Consider the following 13,919-nt stretch of genomic DNA (forward strand, 5'->3'; position numbering starts at 1 on the left):
TCACGGGCGGATGAACTGCGGACCCTGCGGGGGGAGCACGAAGTTCGGGTCGGCGGCGGGTGCCGCCGCCGCGGCGGGCTGCGGGTAACCGTACGCGGGCTGGGGCGCCGCGGCGGGCTGGGGGTAGCCGTACGCGGGCTGGGGCGCCGAGGTGGGCTGGGGGTAGCCGTACGCGGGCTGGGGCGCCGCAGACGGCTGCGGGTAGCCGTAGGCGGGCTGCTGGTGCTGCACCGTGGCCTGGGAGTCCGGAGCGGGCTGCTGGTGCTGGACCGTGGCCTGGGGGTCGGGCACGGCCGCAGGGCCGGGCTCGGACGCCGCCTCGGCCTCGTCCACCGAGATCCCGAAGGCGGTGGCCAGTCCGACGAGGCCCGTCGGGTAGCCCTGCGCCACGGCCCGGAACTTCCAGCCGTCGCCACGCCGGTACAGCTCGCCGCAGATGACGGCGGTCTCCTCGCCGGTCTCCGCGCGCACGTCGAAGACGGCGAGCGGCTCTCCCTCCGAGGACGCCGCGTCGTACAGCGATATCCGCAGGTCCGTCACCCGCTCGAACGCCGCCTCGTCGCAGGAGGCGGCGATGACGACCTGCTCCACGGACGGGTCGAGCGCGGAGAGGTCCGCCTCGATCGTGTCCGTGAGCCCCTCGGGGGCACTGCGCTTGGGCAGGCGCCGGACGAGGCCGGAAGGGTGCCGCGGCTGGTTGTAGAAGACGAAGTCCTCGTCGGAACGCACCTGTCCGTCGGGACCGACCAGCAGGGCCGAGGCGTCCACGTCGGGGACGCCTGCCCCCGGGGTCCAGCGCAGCACGGCCCGTACGGCCGTGGCGTCGAGAGGGACGTTCGAGCCCTTCAGCATCGCGTGCGTCATGGCGGTCATCCTGCCTGCTGGGTGGGCGTCCGGACAACGCGGGGGTACGAACCAGTAGGCCAGGCGCTGTTCCCGAGGGGCACGCAGGCGCGCCGCACGGGGTGGGGGATACACCAGGGACACCCGAAGTTCATATGGCCGGGGAACCGGCGACACCCGTCCGAACGTACTATTACCGGCCATACGTTTGTCCGGTCTCTATGGCAGTACGGGGGAATCACATGCGTCATTTCGGGCACATCTCGCCCGCTGTCCGGGAGAGTCTGTTCTTCAGGGAGCCGTGCGAATTCGACACGGGTTCCTCCTCCCGCATGCTGTCCGCGGCTCTGGGCGCCACGCTCTACAGCCCCGCGACCCGGCCCCGGCTGGCCGACGACGTGATCAAGCAGGCGGGCCAGGGAGTCGTCTCCATGGTGCTCTGCCTGGAGGATTCCATCGACGACGCCGAAGTGGTCGGAGCCGAGGCCAACCTGGTCCAGCAGTTCGCCGACCTCGAGGAGCGGGCCGCCGACGTTCCGCTGCTCTTCATCAGGGTGCGCGAACCGGAGCAGATCTCCGACCTCGTGCGGCGGCTCGGAACCTCCGTCCGATTGTTGTCCGGATTCGTACTACCGAAATTCACGGAGGAGCGGGGCGAGCTCTTCCTGGAGGCCCTCACCGCGGCCGAGGCCGACAGCGGGCACCGCCTGTTCGCGATGCCCGTCCTGGAATCACCCGAGCTGCTGCACCTGGAGAGCCGGAGCGACACCCTCCGGGGAATCGCCCGCACCGTCGACAAGTACCGGGAGCGGATCCTGGCGCTGCGGCTCGGCGTCACGGACTTCTGCTCCGCCTACGGCCTGCGCAGGGCCCCCGACATGACGGCGTACGACGTCCAGATCGTCGGCGCCGTCATCGGTGACGTCGTCAACGTGCTCGGCCGCGCCGACGGCACCGGCTTCACCATCACCGGCCCCGTGTGGGAGTACTTCCGTCTGCAGGAGCGGATGTTCAAGCCCCAGCTGCGCCGCAGCCCCTTCATGGGGCAGGCCGAGGAGCTGCGCACCGCCCTGATCGAGCACGACCTGGACGGGCTGCTGCGCGAGATCGAACTCGACCGGGCCAACGGGCTGCTCGGCAAGACCTGCATCCACCCGTCGCACGTCCTGCCCGTGCACGCGCTGTCGGTCGTCAGCCACGAGGAGTACAGCGACGCGCAGGACATCCTGCGCCCCGAGCGGGGCGGCGGCGGGGTGCTGCGCTCCGCTTACACGAACAAGATGAACGAAGTGAAGCCGCACCGCGCCTGGGCGGAGCGGACCCTGCAACGGGCGGAGGTCTTCGGCGTGGCTCGCGAGGACATCGGCTTCGTGGAGCTCCTGGCCGCCGGCGTGGCGGGCTGAGCGCGGGCATGGGCGGGCACGGGCGGGAACACCGGCACATACGGGAAGAAGAGGCAGTGGACGTGGAGTGGTCGGGTGACTGGGTCGCGGAGCGGCTCGGGGTCGAGCTCGTGGGCGACGGGGAACTCCGGGAGCTGCTGGGCCTCGCCCTGCGCCGCAACCCGAAGCGCGCCCATCTGCTCGTGTCGAACGTCCTGGGCAAGCACGTGCCGCAGCGGCCGTCCGTCGTCCACGGTGTGGGCTACGAACTCGGCGAACGGGTGCGCGACCTGCTGGGCGAGGCGGAGGCCCGCCGCGCCGTCGTCCTCGGGTACGCGGAGACGGCGACGGGCCTCGGCCACGCCGTCGCGGACGGGCTCGGAGTGGCCCCGTACCTCCACTCGACCCGTCGTCCGGTGGACGGCGTCGCCCAGGCGGGCGGCTTCGAGGAGGCACACTCGCACGCCACCTCCCACCTGCTGCTCCCCGAGGACCCGGACCTGCTGGCCGCAGGCACGGAGGGATCACCGCTGGTCCTGGTCGACGACGAGTTCTCCACCGGCAACACCGTCCTCAACACCGTCCGCGCCCTCCACGCGCGCTACCCCCGTGACCGCTACGTCATCGTCGCGCTGGTGGACATGCGGTCCGAGGCCGACCAGGGGCGGCTCGCGGAATTCGCCGAGGAGATCGGCGCGCGCGTCGACCTGGTCGCCCGCGCGCGCGGCACCGTGCGCCTGCCGGAGGGGGTCCTGGAGAAGGGCCGGAGCCTGGTGGAGGCCCACGACGCGGCCCCCGGTGCCGAGGTGGTGGGCGGTGCCGAGGTGGCCGATGGTGCCGAGGTGGTAGCCGGGGCCGAGGTGGTGGACGGGGGCGACGCGAGGACCGGGTCCGGCGTGCCCCGGCCCGTCCCCGTCCGGGTGGCCCTCGACTGGCCGGCCGGAGTCCCCGACGGCGGCCGTCACGGCTTCACCCCCGTCCACCGCGCCGCTCTCGAAGCCGCCCTCCCGGCGATGGCCGGCCGTGTCGCCGACGCCTTGGGCGACGCCCGCCGGGTGCTCGTCCTGGGCTTCGAGGAGCTGATGTACGCGCCTCTGCGGCTCGCCACCGCCCTGGAGGACGCCACCACGGCCGACGTGCGCTACTCCACCACCACCCGCTCGCCCGTGCTCGCCGTCGACGACCCCGGCTACGCGATACGCAGCCGACTCGTCTTCCCCGCACACGACGACCCCGCCGACGGACCGGGCGACCGGTACGCCTACAACGTCGCGGGCGCGGGTTTCGACGCCGTCGTCGCCGTCGTCGACTCCGCCGCGGACACCCCGGCGCTGCACGCCCCCGACGGACTGCTGGACCGCCTCGCCGGACACGCGGGTCGGGTGCTGCTCGCGGTCGTCCCGTCGTACGTGCCCTCGTACGTCCCCTCGTACGTCCCGCCGTACGCCCCGTCGACGGAGACGACCACCGGCCTGGCCTCCGCCGAGGCCTCCGACAGGCAGGAAGCCGCCATGCTGCCCGAACCCCTCCGGGGCCCCGCCTTCTCCTCCTACGCGGCGGACGACGTCGGCTGGCTGCTCCAGGACCTCTCGGAGACCGCCCTGGAGGCTCCCACCGAGGAGCGCGAGGAAGCCATCCAGAGCGGCGGCGCGCACTACGCCGAATCGCTGCCCGTCGAATACCAGCCCAGCCCGCAGTACCAGGAGCTGTTCAAGGCCGCCCTGGACACCTCGGCGGCGCGGATCGCCCGCGCCGTGGGCACCGTCACCGAGACCGTCCTCGCCGAACGGGGCCCCCGCCCCGTCCTGGTCTCCCTCGCGCGGGCAGGCACCCCGGTCGGGGTCCTCATGCGCCGATGGGCCCAGCACCGGCATGGCATCGACCTGCCGCACTACGCGGTCTCCATCGTCCGGGGCCGCGGCATCGACGCCAACGCCCTGCGCTGGCTGGCCGCCCACCACGACCCGGCGGACGTCGTCTTCGTCGACGGCTGGACGGGGAAGGGCGCCATCACCCGCGAACTCGCCGCCGCGCTGGAGGACTTCGAGGGCTTCGACCCGGAGATCGCCGTACTGGCCGACCCGGGCGGCTGCGTACGGACCTACGGGACCCGGGAGGACTTCCTCATCCCGTCCGCCTGCCTCAACTCCACGGTCTCCGGGCTGATCTCCCGTACGGTCCTGCGCTCCGACCTGGTCGGCCCGCACGACTTCCACGGCGCGAAGTTCTACCGCGAACTGGCCGGTACCGACGTCTCCGGCCTGTTCCTCGACACCGTCGCCGCCCGTTTCGACGAGGTGGCCCACGCCGTGGACGCCGAGGCGAAGGAACTGCTCGCCGCCGACCGCGCCCCCACCTGGGAGGGCTGGGCCGCCGTCGAGCGCATCAGCGAGGAGTACGGCATCCACGACGTGAACCTGGTCAAGCCCGGGGTCGGCGAGACGACCCGGGTGCTGCTGCGCCGCGTTCCCTGGAAGATCCTGGCCAAGCGGGGCGCGGGCGCCGACCTCGACCACGTACGGCTGCTCGCCGAGCAGCGCGGCGTGCCGGTCGAGGAGGTCGGAGACCTCCCGTACACCTGCGTCGGACTGATCCACCCCAAGTACACCCGGGGCGCCACCGGCGCGGACGGCACGGCGGTGACGGCGAAGTGAGCGAGACCGTGAACACGCCCCAGGACGGCCCTGACAGGCACGAGGCCACGCATGCGCCGGCCGGGCCGGTGACGCTGGTCGCCAGCGACCTCGACCGCACCCTCATCTACTCGGCGGCGTCCCTCCAGCTGGCCATGCCCGACGAGCGGGCCCCGCGCCTGCTCTGTGTGGAGGTCTACGGCGGGGCGCCCCTCTGCTACATGACGGAGACCGCCGCCGCACACCTCGACGAACTGGCCCGGACGACGGTGTTCGTCCCGACCACGACCCGGACCCGGGAGCAGTACGGCCGCATCCACCTGCCCGGCCCGGCCCCCCGGTACGCCATCTGCGCGAACGGCGGACACATCCTGGTCGACGGTGTCTCCGACCCGGAGTGGCAGGCACAGGTGGCCGGCCGGATCGCCGACGAATGCGCCACCCTCGCCGAGGTCCGCGCCCACCTCCGGGCCGTCGGCGACCCCTCCTGGCTGCTCAAGGAACGGGTCGCCGAGGACCTCTTCGCCTATCTCGTCGTCGACCGGGCCGCCCTTCCCGAGGGCTGGGTGAAGGAGTTGTCCGCCTGGGCCGACCCCCGGGGGTGGACCGTCTCCCTCCAGGGCCGGAAGATCTACGCCGTACCCAAGCCGCTCACCAAGAGCGCGGCCATGCGCGAGGTGGCCCGCCGCTGCGGTGCCACGCTCACCCTCGCCGCCGGTGACTCGCTCCTCGACGCCGATCTGCTGCTCGCCGCCGACAGGGCGTGGCGCCCGGGCCACGGCGAGCTGGCGGACTGCGGCTGGGGGGCGCCCAACACCGAGGTGCTCAGGGAGCGGGGCGGCGCCGCGGGCGAGGAGATCCTGCGCCGCTTCCTGCGCGCAGCGGACTCCCGGCGGGCGGGTCGCTGAGATCCGGCGGGCCATCTTCGGCAAGCTGTACGGGCCGAAGCGACCGAAGAGGATCTGTATGACCAGGGGATCTGTATGACCAAGGGCAACACGACCAAGATCACCGATGAGCTCTACGCGTACGCGCTGGCGCACAACCCGCCGCTGGACGCCGTGCAGCGGGAGCTCGTCGAGACCACCTACGCCGAACTCCCCAGCGTCGCCGGTATGCAGTCCGCGCAGGAGCAGGGGCCGCTGCTCGCCTTCCTCGTGCGGCTGACCGGGGCCCGGCACATCGTGGAGGTCGGCACCTTCACCGGCTTCTCGGCCCTGTCGATGGCCCAGGCGCTGCCCGCGGACGGGCTGCTGATCGCCTGCGACATCTCCGAGGAGTGGACGGCGTACGGCAGGGAGGCATGGAAGAAGGCGGGCGTCGCCGACCGGATCGACCTGCGTATCGCCCCGGCGCTGGACACCCTGCGCGCGATGCCGGCCGAGCCGCACATCGACATGGCCTACCTGGACGCCGACAAGGGCAGCTACATCGCCTACTGGGAGGAACTCGTCCCGCGGATGCGCCCCGGCGGGCTCGTCGTCACCGACAACGTCCTCTTCCACGGGGGCGTCACGGACCCGCTGGCCACCGGGGGCGCGGCCGACATCAGGGGGTTCAACGACCATGTGGCGGCCGACTCCCGGATGGACAGTGTGCTGCTGACCGTGGCGGACGGCCTCACGCTCTCGCGCCGGAAGCAGTGACGGGGCGCCGGCCGGGCGCGGAGCCCGGCCGGCGCCCCGTCACTGCCCGCAGCCGTCAGCCGCAGCACCCGCCACCGCAGCAGCCGCCGCCTCCGCCCCCGGCCGGTGACGGGGCGGGAGCGGAGGCGGCGGACGAGCCCGAACCGCCCACGGCGACGGTGGACAGCAGCTTCACGGTGTCCTCGTGCCCGGAGGGACAGGAGGCGGGATCGGAGGACTCGGCCATGGGGCGGCTGAGCTCGAACGTCTCGCCGCAGGGGCGGCAGCGGTACTCGTAACGAGGCATGGCCCCAGATTAGAGCCTCTTCGCCCTCGTGACCTCGGGCATGGGCGCGTGTGCCCGGCGCTCCTCCCTCGCGACCTGTTCGGGATGGCGGGCCCGCCAGTACGGATTGTCGTGGGGAAGACCGCCGCTGACCCGCCCGTACATGCCGAACATCATGAGCAACAGCCCGGCGATGAAGCTGAACAGCACGTTCTGCATCTGGAAGGCCAGGAAGTTCATGCCGGTGTCCAGCAGGGCCAGGTTCACGAAGCCGCTGAGGATGAAGGCGATGCCCAGGACCATGTTCAGGGTCGAGGCGAAGTTGCCTCCGACGACCATGCCGACGAAGAGCAGCAGCCCGACACAGATGGAGAGGATGCTCAGCGCGCCGTTGGTGTTGAGGCCCGCGACCGTGTCGCCGCCGGTGTCGAAGAAGCCGATACGGTCGATGAGCCCGAGGATGCCGAACGCGAGGAGCAGGAGCCCCATCAGCCCGGCTCCCACCCGGTAGACCCTGCTGAGGCGGTGGTCGACGGGCAGGTGCTCGTCGAGGGGAGTGGTCTTCCGGCGGGCGGGCTTGCGGCGCCGGCCGGTGGGATGCAGGACGTGTGTGGCCATGACGGCCTCCTTCGGCCGCGGGCGGCCAGGGACGCGTCAGCGGAAGCCGCTGCGTACTCCCAGGATCGGCCCACCGGCGCCCGGCGACAAATCGGCCCTTTCCGGACGGCTCCGGGTGCTGGCGCTGATGCCTGGCGCCTGGGCCTGGGCTCCTTGCCTGGCGCGCTTAAGCCTGGCGGGCGCGCCTGGGCGCCCGTGCCTGGCGCTCACGCCTGTGCTCGGCGCTTACGGCTGGCGCCCGTGCCTGTCGCTCACGCCCGGCGCCCGTGCCTGTCGCCCGTGCCCGGCGCCTGTGCCTGGCGTGAGCGCATGCCTGTCGCCCGTGCCTGGCGGGCGCGCTCAGGCACCGCCGCCCAGCTCCTCGCGGATCGCGGAGACCACGCGGTTCGCGGTCTGCCGGACCGCCTCGGTCTCGGTGAGGAAGTGCCAGTAGTCGGGATGGCGCCCGTCGAGAGCGGTGATCGCCCGGTCCAGCCGCGCCACGGCATCGTCCAGAGGGCGGGCATGACGCGGATCCGGCGTGTTGCGCCCGGCCATGGCGAGGCGCTGGGCGTCCCGGATCGCGAACCGTGTGCGGTCGATCTCCGCCTGCGGATTCTTCGCCACGGCGTCGAGCTGTCGCAGCCGGTCCCCTGCGGCGGACACCGCCTCATCGGTCGTGTTGAGCAGCGCCCGGACCGTGCTCAGCAGCGAGGTCGCGTCGGCCCAGCGCTGCTCGGACCGCGCCCCGGCGGCCTCCGCCAGCTTCGCCTCCGCCTGCCGGACATTCACCGCCGCCTGCTCGGGAACCGGCTGCAGATCCTGCCAGCAGGCAGCGGAGAACCGACGCCGGAGCTCGCTGAGCACCGGCTCGACCTGCCCCGCGCGCGTCGTCAGCGCCTGGGCCCGGGTGCGCAGCGACACCAGCCGGCGGTCGATCTCGGCGGCCCGCTCGGGAAGCCGGTCCGCCTCCGCCCGCACCGCCTCGGCGTCGCGCAGCACCTGATCCGCGCGCTGCAGCGTCTCGGCCACGCCGTGCCGCCCCGCGCCCTGGTTGAGCTTGGTCAGCTCGGGGGCGAGAGCCGCGAGGCGGGCCGCGAGATCATCTGCCCGGAGCCCGGAGGCGCGCACCGCGTCGAGGGCGTTACTGGCGGCCAGCAGCGCCTGACGGGCCCGCTCCACGGCGGGGGCGAGCCGCGCGAGCTGGGTCTCCGCGCTGCTGAGGAGTGATCCCAGCCCCTGGGCGAACCGGTCGAGCTCTCCCTTCACCTGGACGAGCTCGTCCTTGGCCCGGGTCAGCTGGGTCCGCGCACCCGCCGCAACCGAGGGCTCCAGGTCGTCACGGTCGAGGTCGTGGGCGTCGACCGCGGTGATGTAGGTGTGGCTGACCTCGTCGATCCGCCGGCCCAGCGCCGCGAAGTCGTCGGCCACCTTGCGGGCACGCGGCGAACTGTCCACGGCGGTGATCGTCTCGATCGAGATCTGCAGATCGCGCTGAGCGGTGTCCAGCTCGTAGAAGGCCTCGGCCGCCGCGTCCTTGGCAGCCTGGGCGTCGGCCCGCTGATTCTCCCCGCGGCCCCCGAACCAGCGGCGGGTGCCCCCGCCCGCAAAGGCACCCGGCAGCGCCGAGACGACCAGCGGGACCGGCAGCAGCATCAGCACCAGGACGTCCCTGACGGTGGAACCAACACTCGCTTTCGCCTGCGGCCGCGTGTGTGTCGCCGTCACATCCCTCTCCCGTGCCGATTCGCCCTGCCGGGTTCATTCTCCCACCAGTGAGGACGAACGCACGGGCCGGTTAGTTCGCACTTCGGACGGTGACTTCCCCGTTGTCGCTGCGCGCCTTCACCACATGGCCGCTGCTCTCGCTGCGGGGCACGTCGACGGAGACGTCACCGTTGTCGGCGTGCGCGGACACCGCGTAGGCGGTCTTCCCGGAGGGCAGGCCGATGGAGATGCTCCCGTTGTCACTGACGGTGTCCACCAGATCCGGGACCTGGGCGAACCCGAGCTGGACCGACCCGTTGTCCGAGCGGGCGATCACGGACCTCCCCGAGACCCGCTGGGCCTCGATGGTCCCGTTGTCGGCACTCAGCTCCAGCGGCCCGGACACGTCACGCACGTCGACACCCCCGTTGGCGGCGGAGATCTTGAGCGGAGCGGTGAAGCCGGCCGCGGAGATCTTCCCGTTGTCCCCGTCGACGGTCAGCGCCAGCCCGCGGGGCACCTTCACCTCATGACGCGCCTCGCAGTTGCTGATCACCGCGTGGCACTTCACCCGGAGCCGCAGCGTGTCCCCTTCGAGCTTCCACACCGGGTCCGGCCCGCTGCCCAGCACGACCCACCCGTCGACCCGACGGGTCACCTCGATCTGCTCCACGTCGGCAGGCACCAGATCCACGGTCGAGTTCTCGGCGTCGATGGTGAGTGCCTTCCCATCGAAGGCGAACGACTTGTGCTCGGCGGGAGCGTCCTCCGCATCCGCACTGCCACAGCCACTGAGCGCGGCCACGAGGAGCACGGTCCCGGCGGTGGCCACGAGGGTCTTGGTGCGTCGTGTGCGGATGGTCATGATGTGAGTCCCCCTGAGAGTGCTGCCGATGTGGCACCACCGTATGTACGCACCCACCCCCGGGACGATCCGGACGGCTACCGTCTCCGGGGTGGGGATATCCCCCCTACCCTGCCCGCGGCGTCCGGGTCGGACCCCTGGAGAACCGAATTGCCTCCGGGGGCCATGAGCCATGTAACCTGTTGCCTCATCCACGGGTGCGTAGCTCAGGGGTAGAGCGCTGCTCTTACAAAGCAGATGTCGGCGGTTCGAAACCGTCCGCGCCCACCAGTAGGTAGCACGACGAAGGCCCAGGTCACCGGTGCAGAACCGGGAGCCTGGGCCTTGTTCGTTTCTCAGCCGCGGGGGCGGGGGAGAGGCGTCGTGCCACTTACGTGCCACATGCCCCGTCGGACTCCGCCGGCCGGACCCTTCTGATCTGGTCGTCGACGTGAGCGGCGATCGCCTGGTCACGACCGTTCACCAGGTGCTGATAGATCAGCGCGGCACGCACCGACGAGTGGCCCATCCGCTGCATCAGCTCACGCGTGGTCGCACCGCCGGTCGCGGCGAGGGTATTCCCGGTATGGCGCAGATCGTGGAAGTGGACGTCTCCCAGACCGGTCGTCTCCAGCGCCCGCAGCCACAGACGGCGGAAGTTGTTCCGGCGAAGCTGCCCGCCTCTCGCTCCCGTGAAGAGCAGCCCGGTGCGACCCGGCTCGGCGTAGGCGGTGAGGTGAGCAGACAGGCTCTCCGTCAGCGAGGCGGGGAAGGCGACGGTGCGCACACCGGCCGCACTCTTGGGCGCCTTGACCAGGATGCCGTCCGTTCGAGTCTCGGCCAGGGCACGCCGTACGGCGACGGTCCGCCGATCGAGGTCGACGTCATGGCGCTGGAGCGCAGCGAGCTCCCCGAAGCGGAGGCCGGTGAAGGCCGCCAGGAGGATGAACACCCGGAAGCGCGCCGGCACTGCGTCGGCGAGCTGGAAGACCTCAGTGACATCGAGGAACGGCCGCTCGGCTGTCTTGGCCGCCCCAGCGCCCTTGATTCGGCAGGGGTTTCGCTGGATCACCTCGTCGTCGACCGCAGTGTTCATGATGGCGCGGAGGATCTGATACGCCTTGGCGACTGTCGCCTCACCGACACCGGACTCCAGGAGGCCGGCGCGCCAGCGGCGGATCTGCGGTGTGGTGATCTCGCTCAGGACCACGTTCGCGAAGGTAGGTAGGACGTGAAGACGTAGGGCGCTGCCGTTGCGTTCGCGGGTGGTCGCTGCGTAGTCGCGCTCCTTGAACCAGGCGTCGGCGTAGACCCCGAAGAGGACCTTGTCGTCCGGGTTCTTCCACCTGCCATCGAGGATCTCTGCTTCCTTGCGGACGAGCCACCGATCAGCATCGGTCTGAGTAGGGAAGGTCTCCGGCGCTGAGCGCATCAGACCATCCGGGCTGGGATACCGGGCCTGAAAGCGGGCGGACGGCAGCTTGCGGACCGAACCGAACCGGCGTCGCTTGCCCCTCTGGTTCGCCATCAGGCCACCGCCCCAAACCGCCGCCGGCTTGTGACGATGGGCTGGACGGTGTTGGCCGAGATGAAGTCAGCCAACGCGCTCTCAGGGATGCGGACATGGCGCCCCACCTTCACGAACACGATCCGCCGTTCGGCGATCAGGCGTCGAGGAAAGCGAGCGGTTGTACCGAGGAGTTGCGCGGACTCCTCCACCGTGAGCAGTCGGTCAGTCATGCGGCGATGTCTCCTTCCAGGGCGAGGGCTTCGCGTGCGGTTTCTCGGTTGTGTTGGAGGTCTCTGGCGATTGGGGCGGCGAGGATCGATTCGCCTGGGCTGTGGCCTTGTCCGGCGTACTGCCAGTCGGTGAGGACGAGGACGGTCGGGTCCTGGTCCGGGTCGGGCAGGCCGAGTTCTTCGCGCTGCTGGGCGGCGCGGTAATCGGCTCGGACCTGGCGGAGCGCGCCGAGGGTGGTGGAGTAGCGGCGGGACTTGGAGGAGAAGTGGCCGCGGAAGCCGAGCATGTGAGCCCAAGCCCGTAGCCGCCGGTCGGGGTAGAGCGGGTCGAGGTCGAAGCAGGCTTCGATGAGGCGGCGCGGGTGGTCGGGGACGTCGAGGAGGACCAGGGTCTCGCGGTTGCCGACGCGGCGGTCGATGGTGCCGGTGGTCTCAGCGGCTTTGGTGGCGTACTTGGCGACGTAAGAGGCGACGGCCTGTTCGGTGATGTCAGTCCCGGCGTCGAAGGCGCGGATGGGTCGGATATCGAGCTGGGTGCCCCAGCGAAGTTCGCGGGTGGGTTGGCCGGCGGCGGCCGGGACGGTGATGGTCGTGTAGGCGTGCGCGACGGCGGCGCGGATGGAGTCGTCGAGCAGCTGCACGGAGGCCCAGGAGGGTGGCGGGCTGTCGGCTCCCTCTGGGCCGTCGAGGCGTATGACGGCGTGGAAGTGGACGGCCCCGCGCTTCTGGAACTCAGCGACCTTTCCGTACGACACCCGCGCGGCTTCCTTGAGTTCGCGTTGGGTGAGGCCGGCGCGCGCGGCGATCTCCCGGCGGAGCCGGTTGGTGAACCGCTGCCACAGATTCCCGGCGTGGTTGTTGAACAGGACCGCGCCCGCATAGTCGTAGGAGTCCGGGTCGAGCGGCGTGCCGAGGGCTTCGTCGTCGGGGCGGTGTGTGGTGCCGCAGCGGCAGCGGCCGGTGTCGGGGCGGTTGTGGACCGGGCCGAAGGACGGGGCGGTGAGAGTGGCGAAGACGCGGGGGTGGTCACGGACGGTGGCGGGGACGTCCTTGTCCTGGTCGCCCGCGAGTCCGGCGCGGATCAGGTGGTAGGTGTCGGCGGAGTAGGTCCAGGCGCAGGCCGGGCAGCGGGAGGCGCGGCGGTTGCCGCAGGCGACGCGGAGTCGTCCGCCGGGCTCGGTTTCGGTGGAGTAGTGGTGCAGGGTCTGGCCGGTGGTCTTGTCTTTGGTGAGGGTCCAGCCGGAGAGGTGGATGGGGTTGGAGCAGCCGCCGGTGCGGCGGATCTGGTCCTGCCAGCGGTCGAAGCTGGTGGACCCGGCCACCCGCAGCAGGTCGCCGAGGGTGGCCGGGTCCAGACCCGTGAGGATCGTGTCCGTCACGCGTGCTCCCGCTGGACGACCGGAGCCGGAGCCGCGGTGGTGCGGGTGGTGCCGGTGCCGTGGCAGCGGCGGCAGGTGACGGTGAGGGTGGCTCGGGTGCCGTCGTCGAGGAGGGTGCCGGTGTCGATGGCGACGGCGGGGAAGCCGTCGCAGTCCGGGCAGATCCGCGTCGGGGCAGGGGTGTGCTGGGCCATGATGGTGGTCCTTTCGATTGCGGTTGGAAGGGGCCGGACCGTCCGGGCGGCGGCGATGCTTGGCGGCTTGTGCGCCGTCCGGAGGCCGGTCGAGATCAGTGGTTGAGCGTGCGGGGGCCGCGTCGGCCGGACGTTCCTTTGGCCGCGTACATCGCACTGTCGGCGGTGGCGAGCGCGTCGGAGAGGCTGCGGACCGGCAGGTCCTTCACGCGGCAGGAGCCGACGGACACGAAGACCGGGAGCCGGTGTCCGGCGTACGTGACCCGCTGGCGCAGAGCACTATGGAGGCTGTTGAGGTCCGGGGATTGGCGGGTGATGGCGACGAATTCGTCTCCGCCGAGGCGTCCGGCGATGCCGTTGCGGCCGCACCAGGCGGCGAGGCGTTCGGCGGCGACGGCCAGGGCGAAGTCCCCGGCGGCGTGGCCGTGGGAGTCGTTGAGGTTCTTGAAGTCGTCGAGGTCGAGCAGCAGGACCATGGCGTCCCGGTGCCGGCGGATGATGCGCTCGGCGAGGGCGGTCCATCCGGCGCGGGTGCGCAGGCCGGTGAGGGGATCCCGGCGGGCGGTGGCGAGCCGGTGGGTGAGCAGTGCGGTGTGGGAGGCCCAGCCGATGAGCGGTAAGGCGAGGGCGAGCGCTTGTGTGTCCACGGTTCTCCTTCGATGCGGTTGGAAGGGAGTGCGTGGGCCGTC

At 71.5% G+C, this 13,919-nt stretch carries 14 protein-coding genes and 1 tRNA gene; 5 read left to right on the forward strand and 10 right to left on the reverse strand.

The genetic code is table 11. From position 1 onward, the window contains the following. Positions 1 to 873 (reverse strand): TerD family protein, encoded by an 873-nt coding sequence (locus tag ACFC51_RS08595; protein WP_376527653.1) that lies wholly within the window; start codon positions 871 to 873, stop codon positions 1 to 3. A gap of 212 nt (positions 874 to 1,085) precedes the next feature. On the opposite strand from ACFC51_RS08595, the gene ACFC51_RS08600 reads away from it, so the two are divergent. The 4 genes from ACFC51_RS08600 (at position 1,086) to ACFC51_RS08615 (ending at position 6,504) form a co-directional block, all read left to right on the forward strand. Then, on the forward strand, positions 1,086 to 2,246 hold the full coding sequence (locus tag ACFC51_RS08600; protein WP_376368168.1) for an HpcH/HpaI aldolase/citrate lyase family protein: 1,161 nt from the start codon (positions 1,086 to 1,088) through the stop codon (positions 2,244 to 2,246). 8 nt (positions 2,247 to 2,254) lie between these two features. Then, on the forward strand, positions 2,255 to 4,879 hold the full coding sequence (locus ACFC51_RS08605; protein ID WP_376527656.1) for a phosphoribosyltransferase: 2,625 nt from the start codon (positions 2,255 to 2,257) through the stop codon (positions 4,877 to 4,879). Further along, positions 4,876 to 5,766, forward strand: coding sequence for an HAD family hydrolase (locus ACFC51_RS08610; RefSeq protein WP_376368166.1), 891 nt, complete (start codon positions 4,876 to 4,878; stop codon positions 5,764 to 5,766). Before ACFC51_RS08605 ends, ACFC51_RS08610 begins: the two co-directional genes overlap by 4 nt. Positions 5,767 to 5,841: 75 nt before the next feature. Continuing rightward, positions 5,842 to 6,504 (forward strand): O-methyltransferase, encoded by a 663-nt coding sequence (locus ACFC51_RS08615; protein WP_376368165.1) that lies wholly within the window; start codon positions 5,842 to 5,844, stop codon positions 6,502 to 6,504. Positions 6,505 to 6,559: 55 nt separating this feature from the next. Here ACFC51_RS08615 and ACFC51_RS08620 read toward each other — a convergent pair whose 3' ends face one another. From ACFC51_RS08620 to ACFC51_RS08635, 4 genes are all read right to left on the reverse strand, one after another. Then, on the reverse strand, positions 6,560 to 6,790 hold the full coding sequence (locus tag ACFC51_RS08620; protein ID WP_376368164.1) for a zinc ribbon domain-containing protein: 231 nt from the start codon (positions 6,788 to 6,790) through the stop codon (positions 6,560 to 6,562). 9 nt (positions 6,791 to 6,799) lie between these two features. Then, on the reverse strand, positions 6,800 to 7,387 hold the full coding sequence (locus tag ACFC51_RS08625; RefSeq protein WP_376368162.1) for a DUF4383 domain-containing protein: 588 nt from the start codon (positions 7,385 to 7,387) through the stop codon (positions 6,800 to 6,802). A 339-nt stretch (positions 7,388 to 7,726) separates the two neighbouring features. Then, entirely contained in the window at positions 7,727 to 9,094 is a 1,368-nt protein-coding gene (locus ACFC51_RS08630; protein ID WP_376527658.1) for a hypothetical protein, read from the reverse strand. A 70-nt stretch (positions 9,095 to 9,164) separates the two neighbouring features. Continuing rightward, entirely contained in the window at positions 9,165 to 9,938 is a 774-nt protein-coding gene (locus ACFC51_RS08635) for a DUF4097 family beta strand repeat-containing protein (RefSeq protein ID WP_376368158.1), read from the reverse strand. Positions 9,939 to 10,133: 195 nt separating this feature from the next. Between ACFC51_RS08635 and ACFC51_RS08640 the strand changes: the two genes are divergently transcribed. Further along, positions 10,134 to 10,208, forward strand: a tRNA-Val gene (locus ACFC51_RS08640). A 100-nt stretch (positions 10,209 to 10,308) separates the two neighbouring features. Here the strand turns inward: ACFC51_RS08640 and ACFC51_RS08645 are convergent. The 5 genes from ACFC51_RS08645 to ACFC51_RS08665 form a co-directional block, all read right to left on the reverse strand. Then, positions 10,309 to 11,445, reverse strand: coding sequence for a tyrosine-type recombinase/integrase (locus ACFC51_RS08645; RefSeq protein WP_376527660.1), 1,137 nt, complete (start codon positions 11,443 to 11,445; stop codon positions 10,309 to 10,311). Further along, a complete protein-coding gene (locus ACFC51_RS08650; protein ID WP_307515600.1) occupies positions 11,445 to 11,657 on the reverse strand; it encodes an excisionase family DNA-binding protein in 213 nt (70 codons plus the stop codon). The genes ACFC51_RS08645 and ACFC51_RS08650 overlap by 1 nt, the downstream gene beginning before the upstream one ends. Next, on the reverse strand, positions 11,654 to 13,036 hold the full coding sequence (gene repSA / locus ACFC51_RS08655) for a replication initiator protein RepSA (protein WP_376527663.1): 1,383 nt from the start codon (positions 13,034 to 13,036) through the stop codon (positions 11,654 to 11,656). The genes ACFC51_RS08650 and repSA overlap by 4 nt, the downstream gene beginning before the upstream one ends. Continuing rightward, positions 13,033 to 13,230, reverse strand: coding sequence for a hypothetical protein (locus ACFC51_RS08660; RefSeq protein WP_376527665.1), 198 nt, complete (start codon positions 13,228 to 13,230; stop codon positions 13,033 to 13,035). The genes repSA and ACFC51_RS08660 overlap by 4 nt, the downstream gene beginning before the upstream one ends. Before the next feature lie 95 nt (positions 13,231 to 13,325). Further along, positions 13,326 to 13,877 (reverse strand): GGDEF domain-containing protein, encoded by a 552-nt coding sequence (locus ACFC51_RS08665; RefSeq protein ID WP_376527668.1) that lies wholly within the window; start codon positions 13,875 to 13,877, stop codon positions 13,326 to 13,328. Between the last annotated feature and the right edge of the window lie 42 nt (positions 13,878 to 13,919).

The sequence above is a fragment of the Streptomyces sp. NPDC055962 genome, from assembly GCF_042270185.1.
Taxonomy (GTDB): domain Bacteria; phylum Actinomycetota; class Actinomycetes; order Streptomycetales; family Streptomycetaceae; genus Streptomyces.